15 protein-coding genes are annotated in these 22,766 nt (G+C 43.2%); 11 read left to right on the top strand and 4 right to left on the bottom strand.

What is annotated here, in order from left to right:
* Nucleotides 1-135 precede the first annotated feature (135 nt).
* Nucleotides 136-1,860: a sigma-54 interaction domain-containing protein gene (locus PBF_RS16085; protein ID WP_051488905.1), complete on the bottom strand. Its 1,725-nt coding sequence runs from the start codon at nt 1,858-1,860 to the stop codon at nt 136-138.
* 224 nt (nt 1,861-2,084) lie between these two features.
* Between PBF_RS16085 and PBF_RS16080 the strand changes: the two genes are divergently transcribed.
* The 3 genes from PBF_RS16080 to PBF_RS16070 all read left to right on the top strand — a co-directional run bounded on the left by PBF_RS16080 (nt 2,085) and on the right by PBF_RS16070 (nt 7,016).
* Complete coding sequence (locus PBF_RS16080; protein WP_035330967.1) at nt 2,085-2,966, top strand: carbon-nitrogen hydrolase family protein; 882 nt, start codon at nt 2,085-2,087, stop codon at nt 2,964-2,966.
* 99 nt (nt 2,967-3,065) lie between these two features.
* Nucleotides 3,066-5,186 (top strand): hydantoinase/oxoprolinase family protein, encoded by a 2,121-nt coding sequence (locus PBF_RS16075; RefSeq protein WP_051488904.1) that lies wholly within the window; start codon nt 3,066-3,068, stop codon nt 5,184-5,186.
* Nucleotides 5,187-5,261: 75 nt separating this feature from the next.
* Nucleotides 5,262-7,016 carry a hydantoinase B/oxoprolinase family protein gene (locus tag PBF_RS16070; RefSeq protein ID WP_035330965.1) on the top strand — a complete coding sequence of 585 codons (1,755 nt, stop codon included), beginning with the start codon at nt 5,262-5,264 and terminating at the stop codon, nt 7,014-7,016.
* Nucleotides 7,017-7,582: 566 nt separating this feature from the next.
* Here PBF_RS16070 and PBF_RS16065 read toward each other — a convergent pair.
* Nucleotides 7,583-8,722, bottom strand: a complete 1,140-nt coding sequence (locus PBF_RS16065) for a hypothetical protein (protein ID WP_035330964.1) — start codon at nt 8,720-8,722, stop codon at nt 7,583-7,585.
* Nucleotides 8,723-8,733: 11 nt separating this feature from the next.
* Nucleotides 8,734-10,401 (bottom strand): hypothetical protein, encoded by a 1,668-nt coding sequence (locus PBF_RS16060; RefSeq protein WP_035330963.1) that lies wholly within the window; start codon nt 10,399-10,401, stop codon nt 8,734-8,736.
* Nucleotides 10,402-10,954: 553 nt separating this feature from the next.
* Here PBF_RS16060 and PBF_RS24960 point away from each other — a divergent pair.
* Nucleotides 10,955-13,372 (top strand): PAS domain S-box protein, encoded by a 2,418-nt coding sequence (locus tag PBF_RS24960; protein WP_430515287.1) that lies wholly within the window; start codon nt 10,955-10,957, stop codon nt 13,370-13,372.
* 286 nt (nt 13,373-13,658) lie between these two features.
* On the top strand, nt 13,659-15,359 hold the full coding sequence (locus PBF_RS16050; protein WP_035330961.1) for a methyl-accepting chemotaxis protein: 1,701 nt from the start codon (nt 13,659-13,661) through the stop codon (nt 15,357-15,359).
* 139 nt (nt 15,360-15,498) lie between these two features.
* Here the strand turns inward: PBF_RS16050 and PBF_RS25510 are convergent, their stop codons facing one another.
* Nucleotides 15,499-16,914: a PPC domain-containing protein gene (locus tag PBF_RS25510; RefSeq protein ID WP_081757294.1), complete on the bottom strand. Its 1,416-nt coding sequence runs from the start codon at nt 16,912-16,914 to the stop codon at nt 15,499-15,501.
* 468 nt (nt 16,915-17,382) lie between these two features.
* Here PBF_RS25510 and pgsB point away from each other — a divergent pair, with 468 nt between their 5' ends.
* The 6 genes from pgsB (at nt 17,383) to PBF_RS16015 (ending at nt 22,764) form a co-directional block, all read left to right on the top strand.
* Nucleotides 17,383-18,564, top strand: a complete 1,182-nt coding sequence (pgsB, locus tag PBF_RS16035; protein WP_035330960.1) for a poly-gamma-glutamate synthase PgsB — start codon at nt 17,383-17,385, stop codon at nt 18,562-18,564.
* Between the two features lie 15 nt (nt 18,565-18,579).
* Nucleotides 18,580-19,029: a poly-gamma-glutamate biosynthesis protein PgsC gene (pgsC, locus tag PBF_RS16030; protein WP_035330958.1), complete on the top strand. Its 450-nt coding sequence runs from the start codon at nt 18,580-18,582 to the stop codon at nt 19,027-19,029.
* Nucleotides 19,030-19,042: 13 nt separating this feature from the next.
* Nucleotides 19,043-20,233, top strand: coding sequence for a CapA family protein (locus PBF_RS16025; RefSeq protein WP_035330956.1), 1,191 nt, complete (start codon nt 19,043-19,045; stop codon nt 20,231-20,233).
* 24 nt (nt 20,234-20,257) lie between these two features.
* A complete protein-coding gene (locus tag PBF_RS16020) occupies nt 20,258-21,838 on the top strand; it encodes a gamma-glutamyltransferase family protein (RefSeq protein WP_035330954.1) in 1,581 nt (526 codons plus the stop codon).
* A gap of 4 nt (nt 21,839-21,842) precedes the next feature.
* A complete protein-coding gene (locus tag PBF_RS26535; protein WP_200870058.1) occupies nt 21,843-21,992 on the top strand; it encodes a CapE family protein in 150 nt (49 codons plus the stop codon).
* A gap of 61 nt (nt 21,993-22,053) precedes the next feature.
* Entirely contained in the window at nt 22,054-22,764 is a 711-nt protein-coding gene (locus tag PBF_RS16015; protein WP_035330953.1) for a poly-gamma-glutamate hydrolase family protein, read from the top strand.
* Nucleotides 22,765-22,766 lie beyond the last annotated feature (2 nt).

Raw genomic sequence — 22,766 nt, 5'->3', positions numbered from 1 at the left:
TGTCCTTTTAAGATCTGAGAGGTTTTCAGAGACTTCAAGTAAGCGATAGAAAGACTAAGTTCCGAGCTTTGACCTGCTCTTTTATTCTGTTATATTAATTTTTAACCGAAGAAGGGCACACCAAGCCAATGGGGATTACTTATACTTATTGATATGAATCCTATACTTTTTCAGCTTTTTGCTAACAGTGGACTGATTAATATTCAAAGCCTCCGCAATCTGTATGGTGGTGTTGTATTGGGCTGCAGCTTTTTCAAGAAGCTGGCGCTCCACGTTTTCCAGTGTCTTGTATAGGTCCATTTTTTCATCCGTGTTTAACTGAAAGGGAACTTCTGCGTTATAAATGGTATGAATATTAGATTTATCGTTTAGAAGACCAGCAACATCAGCCGCTGTGAGTTGGACGTTTGGCGATACAATCAGCAATCGCTCTACAAAGTTTTTTAACTCTCGTATATTTCCCTTCCATGGATGCTTCAAAAGTTCTTGTTTCGCACAGGCTGAGAGGGTTTTAGTTGAATCATATTCCTTATTAAACTGTTGTGTGAAATGGTCGGCAAGGATCGGGATGTCTTCTTTTCGTTCTCTTAATGGAAGGATTTCGATCGGAATGACATTCAATCGGTAGTATAAATCCTCCCTGAATTTTCCTTCTTTAATTAGTGTTTGGATATCGCGATTCGTGGAGGCGATAATGCGGACATTTATGTCAATCGGTGTGACGCTTCCCACTCTTCTCAGCTCGGATTCCTGCAGGACACGCAGCAGTTTTACCTGGAGAGCAAGCGGCATTTCCGTCACTTCATCCAATAAAATGGTTCCATGGTTGGCAGCCAGGAATAATCCTTTTTTTCCTTCCTTCACAGCTCCTGTAAAGGTACCCCTTTCATAGCCGAATAACTCTGATTCCAGTAAGCTCTCCGGGATGGCACCGCAGTTTATTTTAATAAAGGGCTTGTTTGAACGATTGCTGTGTTCATGGATCATGGATGCAATGATTTCTTTCCCGACTCCTGACTCCCCGGTTATGAGGACTGAGCTGTTGTATTGGGCTATGCTACGAACTTGTTTTGCGAGGTTTTCCATGATCGTGCTTGAGTAGATTAGCTTCTTATTCGATGAGAAGCTGCTCTTCATTTCCTCAAGTTCCCTTTTGTACCGCTCGGCAATTTCGCGGATTTCTTTTATCTCATCCTCCAGCTTCGTTACCTCGGTCAGGTCCCGGGAGGCATTAATCACCCGAATAATATTCCCATTCTTGTCCTTTATCGGTGTACCTACAACGAGCAGATTTTTTCCGGTAGATGTCTTTTGCATGGCTGTAATTCTGCGCTTTTCCTTTAGAACCATCGATGTGACTGATGGGGAAAAAAGATTTTCCTGTTCAAGCTCGTACACATTCTTTCCGATAAATTCCTCCTGGCTTTTTCCCCATAGCCGTTCACATGCTGAGCTGACCCTTAGCGTGTTTCCCTGGCTGTCTGACACAAAAATGACATCATAGGAGGAATCGAATAACACCTTAAAATCGGTTGCAATTTCCTGATATTCCTTGAATTTCATAAAGTCGACCAGCTGATACATGATGATGACCCCTGAAAACTCCGCTTTTTGCCCAATTGGCAGGATTGTGGCTTTGACTTCCATTTCTCCTTCATCATCAAAAGGAATCGTGCCTGTCCATGAAGAATGAGAAAGGTAAACATCATGCAGAGCCTGTGTAAGGCTAGCGTGCTGTTTAGGTATTTGGTGACTTAATTGCTCAAAGATCAAGTGTTTTTCCCGGTCGAATAATTGATAGGGAATTTCCAGCACATGTAATAGTTCTTTATTGATTGCCTCAGCAGAAAGAATGGACATCTTCAAAAAACCGCCCTTTATTCTAAATATAATAAAAATTATGAATTTAATAATAATTATGACATATGACATAATGAATTATCAACTATCAGTCACGGTCCAAGGGGGAAAGAGTCAGCTATCGCAAGGGATGTAACTTTTTATGACTATTTTTAAAGAGTTGGCATGATACTTGCTATATATAAGGTGTATATCAAAAAATAGAATGAATGGGAGTTTTCTATATGAAATCAACCGTAAAGGCGGCCCTTGTCCAATTTTCCCCATGGCCCATGCGAGAGATGGACAAGAATGTTGAGTACATTAACACACAAATAGAAAGGCTGTCCCAGGAAGGAAATGAATTAATTGTTTTCCCTGAGATGAGTGTTACCAATTTTTATGAACACCATGAAAATGGCAGAGAAGAATACTGGAACACCGGAACGATTACTCCGGATAGTGAACAGTTGAACCGCATTAAAATGAAGGCTAAAGAACACAATTGCTATGTAGTTGTTGGGTTTGCCGAGAGATCTGAAGTGGTTGGCGTGATTTATAACTCTGCTGCCTTAATCGGACCGGAGGGAATCATTGGGGTTGCACGTAAAATTCATTTTCCGGGACTTGAAAAACAATACTTCACAGCAGGCGGAAATATCGAAGTATTTGAAACGCCATTAGGGAAAATTGGGATATGCATTTGCTATGACTGCATGTTTCCGGAGGTTACTAGAATACTAGCCTTAAAGGGAGCCGAGATCACTGTGATAACCTCATCCATTTGGGAAGGCGGAGAAAAAGGCGGAATCGGTGATGCAGAGCATAAAAAGACCTTCTGGGATAAATTGCCCCAGGTAAAGGCCGTTGAAAACCAAACGTTTGTGATTGCCTGCAATGGCGGCGGCTCCCACATGATCGGAAAGGACATTGGGACATGGTCAAGGCTTGGGCATAGTAAAATCGTCAATCCAAATGGAGAAATCCGTGCAACTGCGGATCATAATGAGGAAGCTGTTTTATCAGCTGTCTTGAATCAAAACGAATTAGTAAAGTCACGCAGTCAATACACATTCCTATCAGATCGAAAGCCTCATCTGTTTCAGGAAATTTCCTTAAATAAATAGCCTAATTGAACCTTTTAAGGGGGGTGAGTACTTCCAAGGGGAGTTCTGAAGTTTAATTTCTGAATTTTAAAATAAATAGAAACTTAAGGAGGAATCATTGTGATAAGACTTGGTGTCGATGTTGGAGGAACGTTTACGGATTTGATTTTGATTAATGAGGAAACAAATGAATCTTGGGTACATAAGGTGCCGTCAACTCCTGCAGATCCTTCGGAGGCTGTCATTAATGGCGTGACCGAGATATGTGAAATGGCAAAAATTCATCCTTCAAAGATTGATCAATTTTTCCATGGAACGACCGTAGCGACAAACATTGTCCTTGAACATAATGGAGCGAATGTCGGAATGATTACGACAGAAGGCTTCCGGGACATTCTTCATATAGCACGCCATAAGCGTCCATATAATTTTTCCTTATATCAGGACCTCCCTTGGCAAAAGTACCCGCTTGTTAAAAGACGCAACCGGCTTGCCGTTCCCGAGAGAATTGGGGCCGGCGGGGAAGTGTTAATCCCTCTTGACGAAAAAAAGACAAGGGAGCAGGTGCGGAAGCTAAAGGCTGAAAATGTAGATTCCATTGCTGTATGCTTTGTCTTTTCTTTTAAGAATCCTGCCCATGAAGCCCGTGTAAAGGAGATTATTGAAGAGGAATTTCCTGAAGCGTATTTGTCCATAAGTAATGAGATCCTTCCTCAGTATCGCGAGTATGAGCGCTTTAGCACTGTTGCGCTGAATGCTTTCATCGGTCCTAAGACAAGCCGTTATATTAAGCGCCTGGAGGAAGTATTAGAGGATATGGAGGTTAAATCCAGTGTGCTGCTCATGCAATCAAATGGGGGCATCGCAACAGCTGAGGTTGCTGCTGAAAAACCGATTAACCTTCTCCTTTCAGGTCCGGTTGCCGGATTAATCGGCGGAATAAAGGCGGCCAAAAATGCCGGATTTGAAAATGTCATTACCCTGGATATTGGCGGGACATCTGCCGACATTGGCGTGGCCCCTAATGGCGAGATGAGAATGCGGCATTTATTGGATACACGCATTGGCCAATACAATGCGATGGTTCCGATGGTTGATATCGATGCGATAGGGGCAGGCGGCGGTTCCATTGCCCACGTGGACGAAGGGGGCATTTTCAGGGTAGGGCCACAGAGTGCCGGAGCAGATCCGGGCCCTGCTTGCTATAACCGCGGCGGAACACTCCCAACCTCTACAGATGCCCAGGTGATGCTGGGAAGAATTCATCCGAACAGCAGTCTGGCCGGGTCCATGGAAGTCAATAAAGAACTTTCAGAAAAAGCGTTTGAAGAGCATATCTCTTCCAAACTAAATATGACTCCATTAGAGGCTGCAGCAGGTGCGTTGAAAATTATGACCCATAACATGGTCAATGCCATTGAAATGAACAGTGTCCGTAAAGGCTATGACCCAAGGGACTTTACGTTAGTGGCAGCAGGCGGTGCCGGCCCGTTATTTGCCTGTGATATCGCTGAAGAATTAAATATTCCGAATGTCGTCGTTCCTCCATTTCCTGGAATTACGGCTGCTATGGGCCTCCTGGCTAGTGATATCGCCTATGAAAAGGTTCACACGCTATGGGGCAGCTTAACCCATCCGGAGGTCAGCCATATTAAATCCGTCATTGGGAAGCTTGAAAGTGAATCGATTCAATCCTTGAAGGCAGATGGACTGAGTGATGAACAGACTGTCCTCCGCCGTGTGGTTGACTGCCGCTATGAAGGGCAGGGCTATGAGCTTCGCGTGGATGCACCGGATGGGGAAATCAATGAAGCATGGGTGAACGAAGTCATCGAGAGATTCCATGAAGCACATGAACGCGAGTATGCAAGCAGGTTCCCGGATCAGGAGGTCATTGCCATTAATGTCCGGGTCATCGGGATTGGGCTTGTAAAGTCTGAGAAAGAGCAGTTATTTGTGAAGGATGCAAATGAAGAATTTTCTTTAGATTCCTATCCAAAATATCCGGTTTATTTCTGGAACAAGGATCAATTGGTGGAGGTTCAAACCCCATTTATTTATCGTGAGGATGTTCCTGTTGGAACCACATTAGCTGGCCCAGCCGTCATCCAGCAAAAAGACAGCACAACCATTCTTCCTCCGGACAGTACGGCCACTTTTGATGCTTTTGGCAATATTGTCATAGATATGCGTACAAGGATTCAAAAGAAGTTTAACGCTTATGCTGCAGCTGCGAAGTAATCTATTGTTTTTGTTTCCTGGTTAAGAAGTAACGATATGAATAGATTTTTACCTTGGAAGGGAGATTGTAAATCTATGACAAATAAAACATTAACAGCTGAAATTGATCCTGTCACATTGGGCGTAATCGCTGGTTCCTTTAATGCCATTGCAAAAGAAATGGCTTTGGTTCTTTACCGGATGGCATACTCGAGTATTATTCGCGAATCAGAAGATCTGGGAGCTGGCCTGTTTGATCCGGAAGGAAATGAATTATGTGAAAGTGATTCAACTCCTATGCATATCGGTTCACTGCCTGGCTATATTCAAGGGGTCCGTCACTTTCTAGGGGATGATATCAATGATGGGGATATTATTTTACACAACAATCCTTATTATGGAGCATCCCATACTCCGGACTTAGCCATCATCCTCCCGATTTTCCATGAAGGAGAGCTTGTTGGATTCGCTGCCAACACAGGACATGTACTGGATGCGGGCGGAATGTCTCCCGGCCTTATGGTTGATGTAGTGGATGTTTATGCTGAAGGAAAGCATTATAATGCTGTAAAGCTTTATAACAAAGGTGTAAAAAATGAAGACATGTGGAGGCATATTTTTGAAAATGTCCGTACACCAAAAGAAAACAAGGGTGATGTAGAAGCGATGATCGCTTCTGCCAAGCTCGGGAAGAAGCGTTACCTTGAGCTGATCGAACGCTATGGCAGAAAGACGATCCAGGCTGCTGAAAAGCGGTGGATGGATTATTCGGAAGAAATGCTCCGGAAGGAAATCGAGAAAATTCCGGATGGCGTCTATAAAGCGCCAACAGGCTGGCTGGATGATGATGGACGTAACTATGGGGAGCGCCTGAGGATTGAGACAAGCGTGAAGGTAGAGGGCAGCAGCCTTACAGTAGACCTGACAGGAAGCTCCGACCAGGTAGAAACAGCCTATAATGTTCCATATTCCGGCTCCACTTTGCCGGCAACCTATACAATCGTCCGTGCCATTTTGCTCGATGAAGCCAACTCTGATGTGTTTATCCCGCAAAACAGCGGAATCTTCAAGCCTATTAAAGTGGAAGCTCCTTACGGAAGCATCTGGAATCCAAAGCCGCCTGCCTCTTGTACAGCAAGGATTAATCAAGTACAGCGGCTAGCAGACCAAATAAACTTGGCGCTATCAGAGGTATTGCCGGATAAAACAACGGCCGGTAACTCCGCTCATGTTCACTTTAACTCCTATGCCGGAGTCAATGATGAGTCCGGAAATTACTGGGTTTATATTGAAGTAAATGAAGGATCATATGGCGGGCGCTATGGAAAAGATGGTCTGGATAGTGTCGATAATCTTGTTGCCAACACCCGCAATAATCCAATCGAAGAGCTGGAAATGAGGCTGCCGATGCGCTGTACCCGTTATGAGCTCCGGGATGAAGGGGCTGCTGCCGGAAAATGGAGAGGCGGCAAAGGGATAGTCAGAACCTGGGAGTTCCTCAGTGATACACTATTCACTGGAGAAGGTGACCGCCATACCGATCCTCCGCGCGGCGTCTATGGAGGACAGGACGGATTAACAGGTGCCATGACCCTTAACCCTAATACGGAAAGGGAACAAAGCCTTCATGCGAAACTGACAAACTTCAAAATTAAAAAAGGTGACATATTGGAAATCAGGACACCTAACGCGGCAGGATACGGCAATCCTTTGGAGCGGGAAATCAATCAGGTGCTTGAGGATGTGCTGGATGATTATATTACGGTCGAACAGGCGAAGGAAGTTTATGGGGTTGTTATTAAGGATGATTTGACTGTTGATTTTGAGGAAACGAAAGAATTGAGGAATTGAGGGGTTAACCGCATAAGGCGGTAGGACTGATCTTAGATGGGTGAAATATAAATAAGAGTGCAGGACTTCGCATTTTTCCTATGCATAATAGTCCTGCACTTTTAGTTTGCCAATTTCCTTGGAGAGAAAGCTCTGAGGCTTTCCTTTCTTATCTCATACTAGCTGTTTTTTAGAAGCGTTATAAATGTTCCGTTAGATCCGGAAACAGATGTTTCAGCATTTAATCGCTCCTAGGGAAGTGGTACGTACACTTGGCTGGATTGAGGAAGCCAAGCAGAAAGGCCCCAAGGTTGCAAATACGCCATTGCTGAGATGACGGAGATGAAGCTGGTTATTATCCATAATAGCTAAATGCAGCAGGGGTGTCAGGCCCACCCCGAAATTTGTCTTAGCGGTGTGAAGTAGTACATGCCATCTGTGTGCATCAAATCTTTTGGTGTGCTTGGTGGATATTCCGAAATCAATCAAACGTTTGATTGAACACTTTCAATTGTCTGCCGCTGCTGGCTTTTGGCCGGATTGAAACGGGGCTCTCCGATCAAAAGCCCCGTTTTTTTCCATTAAGTTCAAAGCGAAGCTGCCGCTGCAGCACCACTGTGAAGTCTCACTTTTTCAGATTCCTGTACCACCCTTAGGACTTCAGCCGAATTTACTTTAGCAAAGCCCTGCTCAGAAACTTCCTCAACATTAAAAAGGTGTGTGTTGAGAAGCGATACAATGATTTGGACGAGCTTAATATTGGTGTCCAGAACGGTAGTGTCGTTTTGGCTGAATTGTTTAAAATCTGTTTTTTCGGCCACTATGGCAGAAAGCTTTTGAACCTGCTGGCTGAAGATGGAATCGAGTGCTTTCAGTTCTCTGGCCATTTTGGCAGATGTCAGGTTCAATTGGTTTAAGTATTGTACCAGAGGCCTCATGCTTTTAATGCATTCATTTACTTCTGACCGGACATTATCGATTTTGTTCATCAGCGTTTTTTCTCGGAATTTCAATATGGCCGCAAATACAGGGGTGCGCAGCAAACCTTGCAGAATGCCGGCATTCTCCTCATAGAGATTCACCAGATATTCATCAAACCTGGCGAAGTCCGCCATTATTACAGGTGTATCGAAGTCCTCGTCGAACGAAATCAGGCCATTTGATTCCTTAATCCCATAAGTTGGCCGATTGTGAATCCGCTCAAAGCATTCCGCAAACAATTTCAGCTGATCCTGGAGCTGGGCGCTGACAGATTGAATCCCGGAAAAATGGTGCTGTATTTTTTTCTCCAGTTCCGCACCGTGGCTTTGCAGGCCATCGAGTACTTTAACCCGTCCGGCTAACTGATCATTTTTTGACTGGATGTTGGCAGCTGCATTTTTTCCGACAGAACTCATGATAAACTTTAAAGGGATCTGCTGAGGGAACAGTACATAAGATACCGCTTCAGCTACATCGCCTTTTGATTTTATCTTCAGTTTATCCTCCGCGAAGTCTTTTAGATCTTCGGCTTTGTCGCTGACAAAGTATTTCATGTCATCTGCCTTCTCGCCAACAAAATACTTCACATCATCGACTTTATCCTCAACAAAGAATTTGACATCATCCACCTTGTCTTCAACAAAATATTTCACATCTTCAAATTTATCACTAACGGCATATTTTAGATCTGATGCTTTTATTTCCACATCCAATTTTAAATCTCTTAATTTATCAAATAGACCCATAGCTGAAACTCCTATTCAAAATGTAATACGGCCTGTTTATCCTGCATGAATTGCGTTAAGCCTTCACGGTCCTGATATGGCAAATTGAGGCCCATCGTTCTTATTGTATTAGTCACAATCTCATTCAGCTCATCATCAGTGCCAGCCAGCTTCATTTGCTGTGTCATCATCTGAACATGAGCCAATTGTTTATTCAGCTGATCGATCGGAAGGCTGGATAACTCGCTTACCTTTTGTTTTATTTGTTCATTAAGCTGTGCATAGTGCTGCCTCTTTAACTCCAGCTGGTCAGCAAATCCATCCAGGAATTTCACCAGTTTCTGAATTTCTTTTGAATGGTCAATGAAATATACGAGCGAAATGCTGATGACACCGGTTGTAAGGCCGCTTAAGAATATGGTCAATGCTTCTCCTATGACAGGAAGATCGCCGATGCCTGTGCTTTCAAGCCTTTCTGCCACAAGAGTCCCCGCAAGCACGGCTGCCGCTAAGCTGACAACCTTTGAAATTTCCCGTGCTAATTCTCCCGGTGAAAGATTTTGGCGGTTAAAAACCAGGAGGTCAAAAATTTGGGTAATACTACCCCAGAACTCCCTGATCATTTTCACTGCGTGCTTGGCTGTTCCTGTGAAGAAGTTAATGATAAATGTTGATATAGAGGAAAGAATTCCTGCCAGCATGCCGTTTGCAAAAGCAGTAATCAGCTCCTTGAACTTCTCCCTCACAGCCAGGAAAGCTTCTTTAAATGCCCCGGCCGCTTCCAAAAGAAATTCCTTTAGTGAAAATTTTCCTTTCATTTTTTCCATAATGAGAGGAAAGCGCTGGCGGGCAATGATCCAAACTTCAGCCAGGATCAGCCCAAGCGTTTGGCGGGCGCCCATTTTCCAGCCGGTATTCAGGGCATCTTTCCCGGCATTAATATAGGTCTTTTTGTCGCTTAAATAGGCTTTCGTAATGGTTTTATTGTATTCTTTCCGTGCTTTCGCGTCGGCTTCCTTCATTTTTTCTGCATTGGCCTGGCTTAAATTTGTCAGCTTATTTAACTCTTTTCTCTCTTTGTCCGTTAAGTTCTTCTCCTTTTTCAGCTGGGTTATCCGGGTTTCATATTCATTCTGTTTCTTGTTCAAATCAGCTAAAAACTGATCCATTGTTTTTTTGCCTTTTGCCCGGTTAATGGATTGGTTTGTATGGTTTAGATTGGAATCGGCAACCGCTAAATCCGCTCCGTTTAAATTTGCCAGGTATACGGCTCGATCATCATGAATTTCTTTTGCGGAAATGGTATGATCCAGGTCATATTTTCCGTTTGGGGCAATCTTCTGTCCTGTATAGGCATCAGTAAGTTTCCCTTGCTTTTTTAATTCGGAAGCTTCTCTGTTTCGATCTATGAAGTTATTGCTGTGGTATTGCTTTCTTACATTCTTGTCCGAATAATCACCGCGATTTTTGAGATCGTAGCGCTTTTGTGCATCCTCGTCCTTCAAACCATATTGTCTCGCTGTCAATGGCGTGTCCACATTCCCGCCATTCTGGTCTTTAATCATAAAATCGAGTGCAAATGAACGCAGCAGCGTTGTGACAATCATCTTTTCATACTGCTGCATAAGGTTTTGCGATGGAGGGAGTTCATCATTGAAGGCCGCGTGATTTAATAATTCAATTGCCTGTCCTGCTGACATAGGGAATCTACCTTTCATGGGGGAGTGATTTAGTAAAAATATACTATTATATAAATATTTTACTATATTTTTGAGGTGTGTGAAGTGCAGATTTTTAACCTTGCTGAAAATTTGATGGGGTTGGAAACGGACAATATGCTTATAATGGCAGATTTTTAGTTTGAAATGGGGAAATATGGACTTTATATGCTCTTTTATTTAACTGATATAACCTGAATTTCAATAGGTTCTTTAGACTCATTTGGTATAATATCTCATTAGAACATTTTGTGGCGAATTACTTATATAAAAGGAGGCATTCAGGAAGATGTCCATAATCAAAGAGCAGTTCAGTCGCTTTATTGCTGCTAACCGGTTTCCATTAATGATGACCATTTTTTATTCCTTGTTCGTCATTATATGGATATTATTCTCCGATTCAATTATTGAAAGTCTGTTTGCCCATTCTGACATGCTTCCCCTTCTTCTGACAGTAAAGAAAACCATATATATATTTGTAACATCCATCCTGATCTTTTTTATAGCGTCCAGAGGAAATAATAAGGACAAGAGAATGATAAAAAATGCCTTGGCTGAGAGTGAGAAGGCTTTGCAGGAGTCACTTGAAGAGTTAAGTGATGTAAACCGGGCGCTGAATGATTCCTCGATCATCGCCATCACTGATCAAAGAGGCATCATTCAATTCGTAAATGATACATTCTGTGAAATTTCCGGATATTTAAGAGAAGAGCTGCTTGGACAGGACCATCACATCCTGAATTCCGGCTACCATTCCAAAGACTTTTTCAAGGAGATGTGGAAGACGATTGGAAGGGGGAACACCTGGCGTGGAGAGGTGCGCAATCGGGCAAAGGATGGCAGCCATTACTGGGTGCATACTACGATTGTTCCTTTCCTGAATAAACAGGGGAAGCCTTATCGGTATGTTTCCATCCGGAATGATATTACCGAACAAAAACAGGCTGAGGAAGCATTGAAAATCAGCCAGGAAAAATATAAATCTTTATTTAAGTATAATCATAATTCTATTTTTTCCATGGATGTAAATGGTTCTCTTATCAAGGCGAATCCTGCTTTTGAAAGGGTGACCGGATTTTCACAGGATGAGCTTCGCGGCATTTCTTTTGAGGAACTCGTTGCTCCGGATTGCCTGGTGCAAAGTAAAGCGAAATTTGCAGAAGCTGTGAAAGGGAATACTCTGCAGTACAGGTGCGCTGTAATTCATAAGACAGGAGACAGAGTTCCTTTGCTGGTGACAAAGGTGCCAATCATCGCAGGCGGCAAGATCCTTGGGGTATATGGGATTGCTCTGGATTTAACGGAAGAACAGAAAGCCCAGAAAGCCCTGATTGAAAGCGAAGAAAGAAACAGGAAGATTGTCGAGCTGTCTCCGCTGGGAATTGTCATTCATCATGAGGGGAAGATTCTTTATGCCAATCAGGCTGCGGCAGATTCGCTTATGGTCGATGATTTCATGGGAAAATCAATTTTCTCCTATATTCATCCCGGCTATCATGATGAAACAAAGGAAAGGATCTTGACGGCATCAAAAGGCCAGACAATTCCTTTTACAGAAATTCAGCTGCTCCGCAGAGACGGATCGATCTTTGACGCTGAAGTCGGTTCTGTTTCCCTGAAATATGATGGCGAATGGGCCACATTGACAGAATTCAAGGATATAACCGATCGTAAAAGAATGATAAATGAATTGAAAAATAGTGAAAAAAGATACCGCCGGCTGGTTGAACATTCTCCTGAAGGCATTGTGGTGCATATAAAAGGAAAGATTGCGTATGCCAACCCGGCTTGTATCGAGTTGCTCGGCGCTTCCTCACTCGAGGACTTAATGGGCAGATCTGTTCTTGACTTTGCGCATAAGGAATCAGCTGAATTGGTCCGGAAGCGTATTGCAGAACTCAGGGAATCGGGGGAAACCATTCCTCCGGCAGAGGAGAAAGTCATCAGGCTCGATGGAGAGGTGATCGATGTTCAGGTGACTGGGATTTTCCTGGAGCATGAGGGTGAACCCGCTGTGCTTATGATGGTGCAGGATATTTCCAGAAGAAAAAGAGCGGAATTGGCCATGAAAAAAAGCGAGGAGCAGTACAGGCTCATTGCAGACAATATGACCGACTTAGTAACTACAATCGATGCGGCAGGCAGGATTTCATATGCTTCGCCATCGTATGAAACGATCCTCGGCTTTCCGCCGCATTTGCTGGTGAATCAGCTGGGCTTTGACCTTGTTCACCCTGAAGACCGCATGAATGTGGAGAGTCAATTTGTCAAAGCGCTCATGACAAAAGAAAGCCAGGTGGCAGAGTTTCGGTTCAAGCATGCCAATGGATATTGGATTTGGGTAGAAGCCCATGGAAAACCAGTCATAAATGATGAAGGAGAAGTACTGTACCTTCAGGTGGTTTCCAGGGATGTGTCTGAAAGAAGGATGCTTGAAGAAAAACTAAGCTATATGGCGTTCCATGATATGCTTACCGGCCTGCCAAACAGAAGTCTGTTTCAGGAGCGGGCTGAACAAGCCCTGAAAGAAGCAAAGCGCTACGGGCGCAAACTGGCCATCATGTACCTGGACCTGGATAAATTTAAACACATCAATGATACGCTGGGCCATGATATAGGGGACGCACTGCTTCAGCAATTCTCTGAAAGAGTGAAAAGCTGCCTGCGGGAAAGTGATACGCTTGCCCGTCAAGGCGGAGATGAGTTTACCATTCTGCTGCCGGAAATGAACGATGTGGGAGATGCCGCCATGATTGCCGAACGGATACTAATGAAGCTGCAGGATCCGTGGGTCATTGGGGAATATGAACTTCATACCACTTCAAGCATTGGCATATCCCTTTATCCTCATGATGGTGCTTCTTACAGAGATCTTTTGAAAAGCGCGGATACTGCCCTTTATGAGGCGAAGAGGTGTGGCCGGAATGGTGTGAAGGTATGTGGAGCATACTGAGAAACGGATGAAATTTTGTTAACCATCCTTCCAGCTTTGTGAAAGAGAATGGCAGTGTCCATTCTCTTTTTGTTTTTCTTTTAACGGATAATTGTATTTCTTTATATGCAAATCAGGAGAGTTGTCTAATGTACGAAATATGGCATATTATGCCGGAATTTCGGACTAAATAGTCTGTTTTTGTACCTTTCATGCCTGAATATAAAAAACGAAAAACGCTTAATATTGTAAAGTATATATAGGGATAAAGGACTATGCGATTTTATGATATACGGGAGGTTTACAGGTGAAAAATATCAGAATTGGTAATAAACTTTTAATGTTAATATTTGTTTCCCTGCTCTTTATTATCGGAGTTGGATTAACAGGATTCCTTTATATGGAAAGGATGGCCGAGAACACTGAACTTATGTATGAGGAAAGACTCATTCCTATAAAACAGATGGAGACAGTTCAGATCAATAACCGGAAGATTGATACATATATTATGGAAATGATGGTAACAAACGATCCGGAACGCACAAAGAAATTAGTGGAAAATATCGAAACGAATCAGGCTGATAATAATAACATTATTGAAGAATATGGAAAAAACCGAAGCGATTATGTGATGGGGAAGCTAAAGAATTATGAGGAATTAATTGAACAGTATTCCGCTGCGCTAAAGAAAACCGAAGAACTGGCAATATCCAACAAGAATGAAGAAGCATATGCCATGTTCACCAATAGTGTCAAGCCTCTCCGCAGCGAAATAGGGGCAATTGTGGATGAATTGACTGCCTATAATGATCAGCGTGCACAGGAATTAAATGAAACAAATTCCAAGAGTTTTCAGACAGCATCTTTTATGATGCTGGGATTGCTTGGGCTGGCCATTCTTATCTGCGGTCTGACAGGGTTCATAATCTATAAATTGATTGTGCCTAAGGTGAAAAATCTGCAGGAGTTAATGAAAACGGCCGAAGAAGGAGATTTGCGGGCGGAATTTTCATATTCTTCAAAAGATGAGATCGGTCAGTTGGGCGCTTCTTTTAACAGCATGATGAAGGGGCTCAGAAGTGTTATTGCCCATATCCAGGAAAGCTCAGAACTGCTGGCATCTTCTTCAGAAGAAATGACAGCCAGTGCCACACATACAAGTAAAGCAGCAGAGCATATTGTGGCAAGCATACAAGAAGTGTCATCCGGTGCTGAGGATCAATTGGTCAGTGTTGAAAAGATGACACAGGTAATAGAGGAAATGACGGCTGCCATACAGCAGGTGGCTTCAGGTGCACAGGAAGCCTCTTCCATCTCAATCCTGGCTGCAACTAATGCAAACGATGGAAGTGTTACGGTAAAAGAGGCAGTTCTTCAAATGCATTCTATTAATAGCATTGCTGAAGAATTAGTCCATTCCGCTAATAAGTTAGGCCGCCGTTCTGACGAAATCGGCAGCATTATTGAAGTGATCACTGCAATCGCTTCCCAGACGAATCTGTTATCATTAAATGCCGCAATAGAAGCAGCAAGAGCAGGAGAGCAGGGAAGAGGCTTTGCCGTAGTGGCCGGCGAGGTAGGGAAACTTGCTGACCAATCTGCATCTTCAGCCAAGCAGATTGAGGAGCTCATTAAGACGATTCAGGAAGAAACCAGAATGATGATCACTTCAATGGATGCTGTTAAGAAGGAAGTGCTGAAAGGCATCGACATGGTATCGACAGCCGGCCAATCATTTGAAAGCATTCAGAACTCTACTGAAAATGCATCCAATCAAATTCATGAAGTATCCATTGCAGCGCAGCAAATCTCAGCAGGGACAGATCAGATGGTTCAGTCATCAAATGTAATTGAGGAAGCCACAAAATCAGCAGCATCCGGTACACATGATATCTCAGCTGCCACCCAGGAACAGCTGGCAACTATGGAAGAAATGTCTGCAACCGCTGCTTCCTTGTCGGATATGGCGGATGAGCTTCAGCTAATGATTAAGAAGTTCAAGATATAAAAAACAAGGACATGAAAACAGAAAACAAAGGGACGGTTCCTGTGTTTCAAGTAAATTACAAAACGCAAGAACCGTCCCCATGTCTCCAAAAAGAAAGTCCTGCAGAGATTCCATCTGCAGGACTTTCTTTTTTATTAACTTATCGGTTCTGAATACATCTAACCGCTTCTAGCTTTGCCTTGCTCGGTGTTTCATATGTGACTTTTGCATCGCGGTCTACATAATATCCGCCGCCGACGCTCAGCATTCCAGGTTTAAAAGCATAGATGCGGTAAAATTCGCCTGCTTTTAGGGTGCGGGAAGGCGACTTCTGTTCACCGTTTAATTTAAATAATGTTGTATCTTTCTTTACGATTAACCGTCCGATTTGGCCTGGCTTCAGCTCAATGCCATCCCACCAGATCTTTGAAACGCCTTTATAACGGTCACAGGCATTTGCCGGTGCCGGGAACGAAGCATGCAAACGATACGAAGCACTTGTAATACCATTCCAGTTATAAGGCTTAATCTTTACATAGTATGTGCCTTTCTTCAGGTCTCTATCGATAACGGCTGTGCTGCCGGCATAACTGAAATAATCAGAGCTTACTCTGGTTCCATTAGCATCATAAAGATACATATAAAATCCGCCTTTTGCATTATCCAGGGCAATTCGGACGTTACCATCACGATTAGTTGTAAATTGGTAGGTATCCTGATCAATGCTGGAGTAACTGCTGGAGCTGTAGCTTTGTCCGGAATTGATCGGCATTGCCGTCTCAAATGTTTCATTTGGTTCAAAGGAAGATGAATTACGGTTAATGGAACCAGGGTAAGTGGCTTTGAATCTATATTTGGCACTAGTGATGCCATTCCAGTTATACGGCTTTATTTTCACATAATAGGTACCCTGCTGGACTTTCTTATTAATTACGCTTTTACCGCCGCTGTAGCTAAAATAATCTGAAGCTTCTCTATTTCCATTTTCATCATAAAGGTACATATAGTATCCGCCGCCGGCTTCGTCTAAAGTAATATAAACCTCACCGTCTTTATTGGTTGTAAATTGGTATACATCCTGGTCGATATTTGATTCGCTGGCTGATTGATAAACCTCACCTGATTTTACGGGCAGGCTTGTTTCAATCGTATCATTTGGCTCGAAAGAGGAAGCATTGCGGTTAATATGGGAAGAATAGGTGGCTTTCAGTTTAAAGCTGGCACTGGAGATTCCATTCCAGTTATAAGGCTTTACTACTATATAATAACTCCCTTTTTGAATTTTTTTATCAATAACAGCTTTTCCGCCGCGGGAGCTGAAATAATCCGAAGATACTCTATTTCCATTCTCATTGTAGAGATACATATAAAATCCGCCAGTACTTTCATCAAGTGTTATATAAACTTCCCCATCTTTATCAGTTGAGAAATAATATGTATTCTCAGCTTCCTCTGAAGATAAAGTACCCGTCACCGGAACCCCTGAAGAAATGCCAGAGCTTTGCGCAAAGGTTAACTGGCCGAAAAAGAACGCAAAAATAAATACGACAAACCCTGTACCTAAAATCTTTTTCATTTTCTGATAAAACCTCCTAAAAATTATTTATTTAAGTGCAGTTCCTCAACTCAGCATACTCATGGGCAACTGAGTCTATTATCCTATTACCTCCTTTCGGTATTATAGTATAAATTTACCACATTTTCATGTTGCTTTTAAGAGTAATTGTTGCTAAGTAACAAGCCCGGCGAACTCAGGATGGATAAATCTTATAATTATTTACAAATAAGAACACTAAATCCAAATTATATAAAAATAGTAATTTTACTTACATTAAATGAAATTTACACATACAAAACCAAAGTATCCAAACTATTGCCCCTTCTGAAAGTACTAACGAAAAAGGGTTGAGGGTCCTTGTGGAAATTCACAAGCAGTTAAAGAAGACCTATAAGATATTTTAGTATAATTTTCCGGTTGTACGGAGGTTTGAAACGTTGTAGCCTTGTACAGTGTTAAAAAAATATTTAAAGAGAGGTTGTTCAAATGGCTCTCATCATTATATGTGCGTTATTTCTCGTAATCTATGGAATCGTGGAGCAGCGAAAGCATCAGAAAAGGCTGGATTCCATCCCTGTTCGAGTAAATGTGAACGGGATTCGCGGGAAATCGACCGTTACCCGATTGATTACGGGTGTCATTCAAGAAGCTGAATATAAAACGGTCGGGAAAACCACGGGTACTTCAGCCCGTATGATTTACTGGCATACAGATGAAGAAAAACCGATTAAGCGCAGGCCGGAAGGTCCGAATATCGGTGAGCAGCGCCGGGTTGTCAAAGAGGTTGCTGAGCTTGGAGCAGAAGCGCTTGTTTGCGAATGTATGGCTGTACAGCCGGATTATCAGCTGACATTCCAGAACAAAATGATCCAGGCAAATATCGGTGTGATTGTTAATGTGCTCGAGGACCATATGGATGTAATGGGGCCTACTCTTGATGAGGTGGCGGAAGCTTTTACAGCAACCATTCCTTATAATGGCCACCTGGTTACGATCGAGAGTGAGTATCTGGACTTTTTCAGAAAAATTGCGTCTGAACGGAACACGCAAGTGATTGTGGCTGACAACTCCAGAATTACAGAGGAATTCCTGCGCGAATTTGATTATATGGTATTCCCTGATAATGCGTCCCTTGCACTGGCTGTGGCAGAGGCGCTTGGAATTGATGAAGAAACGGCATTCCGCGGGATGCTGAATGCTCATCCAGACCCGGGGGCAATGAGAATTACCCGTTTTGGCGACGATGCAAATCCTTCATTCTTTGTAAATGGTTTTGCAGCCAATGATGCGTCATCCACATTGAGAATCTGGGAGCGTGTGAGCACGCTGGGGTACAGCACAGAATCACCTATTGTTATCATGAACTGCCGTGCAGACAGAGTGGATCGCACGGAACAGTTTGCCCGCGATGTTCTTCCTTATATTAAAGCAGAAGTGGTCGTAGCAATTGGTCAGACGACTGACCCCATTACAGATGCTCATGAGGAAGATAAGCTGGATACAAAAGTGTATTTGGATCTGGAAGATTATACAACAGAAGAAATTATGGCTGAACTTGAACCTTATCTGGAAAACAGAATTGTCTATGGTGTCGGAAATATTCATGGTTCGGCAGAGCCGCTGATCGATGCCATTAAAGAATTGGTCATAAAAAGAAAAGCAAGTTAAGGGGGAGGGATAAGAATGTTTGGTGCCGATTTATATGTTGCCCTTGTATTGGGTGTAACGCTAAGTCTTATTTTTACAGAAAAAACAGGTGTCTTGCCTGCAGGCCTTGTCGTGCCTGGATATTTAGCACTGGTTTTTAACCAGCCTGTTTTTATGATTGTGGTCTTATTGATTAGTATCTTAACTTATTTAATTGTTACACACGGCATTGGCAGATGGGTGATTTTGTACGGCAGAAGAAAATTTGCTGCCATGCTGATTACAGGGATTTGCTTAAAGCTGATTCTCGATTATTTTTACCCGGTTATGCCATTTGAAATCTTTGAATTCCGCGGAATCGGGGTCATTGTTCCGGGATTAATTGCCAACACAATTCAAAAACAAGGAATGCCATTAACACTTGGCAGTACGCTTCTGTTATCCGGTTTAACGTTCGGAATCATGAACGTGTACTACTTGTTCTAGGGAAGTGAATGGAATGAAGCGAACCTTAAATTTTCAGGAAAAACTGCTTATTTTTATCAAAAGGACGAAGTATAAGAACCTTCGCTATATTGCTGTTATTGTGCCGATTCTGGTCATCTTTCTGGTTGCATCGACCTGGATCGGGAGAACAGATGCAGTGAAAGATGTAGAGCCAAGGAAGAATCAGAAGCTGACAATGACGATGGTCGGGGACGTTATGATGGGGCGCCATGTTAAAGAAGTAACGAACCGGTATGGAGCCGATTATTTGTTCCGCCATGTAAAACCTTATTTTGATGCTTCTGATTATGTGAGCGGGAACTTTGAGCACCCTATTTTAAAAAACGATGCTGCAGACTATACAGAAACTGAAAAAAGCATTCATCTGCACACAGACATGGATGCCATTCATGCGGTTAAGAATGCCGGTTTTACCGTAATGAGCCTTGCCAATAATCACTTAATGGATTATGGCGAAGAAGGCTTAAGGGATACATTGGATGTGTTTGACCGCTACAACATGGATTACGTCGGTGCAGGCGAGAATCGCAAGGAAGCCAAAGAACATATCAACTATCAGGATGTTAATGGCGTGCGTGTCGCAACGCTTGGATTCACTGATGCATTTGTGGAAGGCACAATCGCTACAAAAGATCGAAACGGTCTATTGAGCGCAAATCCTGATGTGTTATTTGACATGATAGAAAAAGTGAAAAATGAAGACCATGGAAATGCTGATTTGGTAGTGGTGAATGTCCATTGGGGACAGGAGTACGATACGGAAGCTACTCCCCGCCAAAAAGCACTGGCTAAAGCCATGGTCGATGCCGGGGCTGACATCATTATCGGGCATCATCCCCACGTACTTCAATCGTTTGACGTCTACAAAGATGGAATCATTTTCTACAGCCTGGGCAATTTCGTGTTTGACCAGGGGTGGACGCGTACAAAGGATTCCGCAATGGTCCAATATAACCTGACCGAAGATGGAAAAGCAACGATCGATGTGATTCCTTTTCAAATAGAAGAAGCCACACCAAGACTGGCCACCGGCTATTTCGACCAGCTTCGGGTGTACAGGCAATTAACAAAAGAAACTGCTGAAAATGTTTATTGGTCCAAGCAGGATAATAAGATTGAAATTATTGCAAATCATAAGCATGTAATTGATCACATGAAAAAACGTCAAAATAAAGAAAACTAATCACTTTTTTAAGGGGGCACGGGATTGAGAAACCGAACTTTTTGGCAGCTGATTGTTTCCGTTTGCCTGCTTACCGGTTGTACGGGTGTGTCCCCTGAAAAAAATCTTCTTACACCTTTTAAAAAACAAACTGACGCATTCTATGGAGTGAGCGCCTCCCATCCGATTGCGGTCGATGTAGGGATGAATGTCCTGAAGAACGGAGGCAATGCAGCAGACGCTGCCATTGCCATTTCCTACATACTCGGCGTTGTTGAACCTTTTGCGTCAGGAATTGGAGGAGGCGGGGGAATGCTGGTCATTCCTGCTAAAGGTGAACCTGATTTTATCGATTATAGGGAAACCTCTCCTTCGACTTATAGCGGCACCGGCGTCTCCGGTGTTCCCGGACTGGTTGCCGGGATGGAGGCAATCCATCAAAAATACGCCACTAAGGATATGAAAAGACTTATCGATCCGGCCGTTGAATATGCGGAAAAAGGGTTTGCGGTTGACCGGGGATTTTCCCATCGGCTGGAGACGGCCCGTTACAGGGTGAATTCAGGCAGTACCCGAAGATTCTACCCAAACGGTAAAGCGATTCTGCCCGGTGAAATTCTTGTCCAAAAGGATTTGGCTAAAACACTGAGGACGATTCAGACAAAAGGAAGTGCTGGCTTTTATCAGGGAGATATTGCGAAAGCGGTCCAAGCGAAGACCGGCATTCCGCTTGATGATTTTAAGCGGTATAAGGTGAGGCACTCGGAGCCGGTTCAAGGATCATTTGCCGGCTATGAAGTGTTCACAGCTCCCCCGCCTTTTTCCGGAACAACTCTTCTTCAAATGCTGAAGCTGGCAGAGGAGACCGGTTTGGATCCGCGAAACCAGGCAGAATATATCGACAGGATCGGAAAGATCGCGAAAGCATCCTATGAAGACCGAAGAGTTCATATAGGCGACGGTGTAACTGCAGAGGAAATTTCCAAATATATCAGCGATGATCATATTTCACTTCTTAAAAAAGAACTGGCAAAAGATAGCGGGAATCGGTATGCGGAGGAAGAGGAAGAACATGAAAGCACGACCCACTTTGTTGTTATGGATAAAGAGGGAACTGTGATTTCCGCGACCAACACATTAAGCAATTATTTCGGTTCCGGGGCGTATACAAATGGTTTCTTTTTGAATGATCAGCTGAAGAATTTCGCAGATGGCGGAATCAATGGGCAAGCACCCAACAAGAGGTCCAGAACTTTTACGGCACCCACCGTTATGATAAGCCCTGAAGAAGTCATCGGCATCGGTTCACCAGGCGGAAACAGAATTCCTCAGATTCTTATGCAGGTGATTTATTCCTACACAAAAGGAGAAGGAGATCTTCAGGAAATCGTAAATCGAGACCGTTTTACATTTGAAAACAGTACAATCCATACGGAATCACCATTCCGGAAAGATGTATTGACAGAGTTAGAGGCCAGGGACTATCAGGTCATCCATAAAGTTTCACCCATGTTTTACGGGGGAGTTCAGGGGCTCATTATGAGCCAAAAAGAGAAATCGATGTTCGGAGCGGGCGATCCGCGGCGGAACGGCATTTGGAGAGCACAACACGAAAAGGGGAAATAGGGAAATGAACACAGTAAAAAAAGTAACAGGATGGATCCTGCCAATCGTACTTGTAGGAGCACTATTAACAACACTTAACACACTTAAACGCACGGATACGTTAACACCTGATGAACAGAAAAAAATTGAGCAGTATGAAAATGCACAAGCATAAAAAGTCATAGAAGTAAGCGGAACGATCTGCTTGCTTCTTCTTATAATAAGGAGTTTTTTCCATGTTGCGCATAAGTCTTTTTAGCATCGTTATTATATTACTGATTCTAATAATCAAATCATTGCTGCCCGGCAATACGGGACCTGAAGAATATCGCAGCTTTGCTGAATTGAAAAAATATGAAAAAGAGAATATCGATTATCGGATCAAAATCTACGAGCGCAACCCCGAAGTAGCCATTTTTGCGATACATGGAGGCAATATTGAGATCGGGACCGGCGAATTGGCTGAGGATCTGGGTGAAAGGCTTGATGCCAGCACCTATATCTTTGAGGGGCTGAAACCGAAGAATAACAGTATCCTTCATATTACCTCGACTCTTTATGATGAACCGGCTGGTGTTCAAATGGCAGAGGAAGCGATAACAAGTCTGTCCATTCATGGCTACCGTGATGTGAATGACGAAAAAGTCTATGTTGGCGGCAGAAATAAGAAGTATAAGCGGCTTGTAAAGGATGCTCTTGAAGATGCAGGCTTTGATGTGGAAAATGCTCCTGACCGCCTTGGCGGAACAGGCAGGAAAAATATTGTGAACCGCGGCAAAAAAGGCGGGGGAGTTCAGCTGGAGCTTTCAACCAAGCTGAGGAAAAGCTTCTTTAAAGATCGTGATTTTGCCATGAACAACCGAAAGCAGCAGACAGACAACTATAAGGACTTTTTAAAGGCACTGGAAAAAGCGACAAATAAATATAAAGAAGAAGAGTTGGATTAAAG

The sequence above is a fragment of the Cytobacillus firmus DS1 genome, from assembly GCF_000565285.1.
In the GTDB taxonomy this organism is placed as follows: Bacteria; Bacillota; Bacilli; order Bacillales; family Cytobacillaceae; genus Cytobacillus; species Cytobacillus firmus_A.
Note: the sequence above shows the minus strand (reverse complement) of the source record. Positions and strands in the feature narration are given on the sequence as shown.

Coding starts and splice junctions, on each gene's coding strand:
- PBF_RS16085 (WP_051488905.1), bottom strand. CDS start 1,860: ATGTCCATTCTTTCTGCTGAGGCAATCAATAAAGAACTATTACATGTG.
- PBF_RS16080 (WP_035330967.1), top strand. CDS start 2,085: ATGAAATCAACCGTAAAGGCGGCCCTTGTCCAATTTTCCCCATGGCCC.
- PBF_RS16070 (WP_035330965.1), top strand. CDS start 5,262: ATGACAAATAAAACATTAACAGCTGAAATTGATCCTGTCACATTGGGC.
- PBF_RS16065 (WP_035330964.1), bottom strand. CDS start 8,722: ATGGGTCTATTTGATAAATTAAGAGATTTAAAATTGGATGTGGAAATA.
- PBF_RS16060 (WP_035330963.1), bottom strand. CDS start 10,401: ATGTCAGCAGGACAGGCAATTGAATTATTAAATCACGCGGCCTTCAAT.
- PBF_RS24960 (WP_430515287.1), top strand. CDS start 10,955: ATGATAAAAAATGCCTTGGCTGAGAGTGAGAAGGCTTTGCAGGAGTCA.
- PBF_RS25510 (WP_081757294.1), bottom strand. CDS start 16,914: ATGAAAAAGATTTTAGGTACAGGGTTTGTCGTATTTATTTTTGCGTTC.
- pgsB (WP_035330960.1), top strand. CDS start 17,383: ATGGCTCTCATCATTATATGTGCGTTATTTCTCGTAATCTATGGAATC.
- pgsC (WP_035330958.1), top strand. CDS start 18,580: ATGTTTGGTGCCGATTTATATGTTGCCCTTGTATTGGGTGTAACGCTA.
- PBF_RS16025 (WP_035330956.1), top strand. CDS start 19,043: ATGAAGCGAACCTTAAATTTTCAGGAAAAACTGCTTATTTTTATCAAA.
- PBF_RS26535 (WP_200870058.1), top strand. CDS start 21,843: ATGAACACAGTAAAAAAAGTAACAGGATGGATCCTGCCAATCGTACTT.
- PBF_RS16015 (WP_035330953.1), top strand. CDS start 22,054: ATGTTGCGCATAAGTCTTTTTAGCATCGTTATTATATTACTGATTCTA.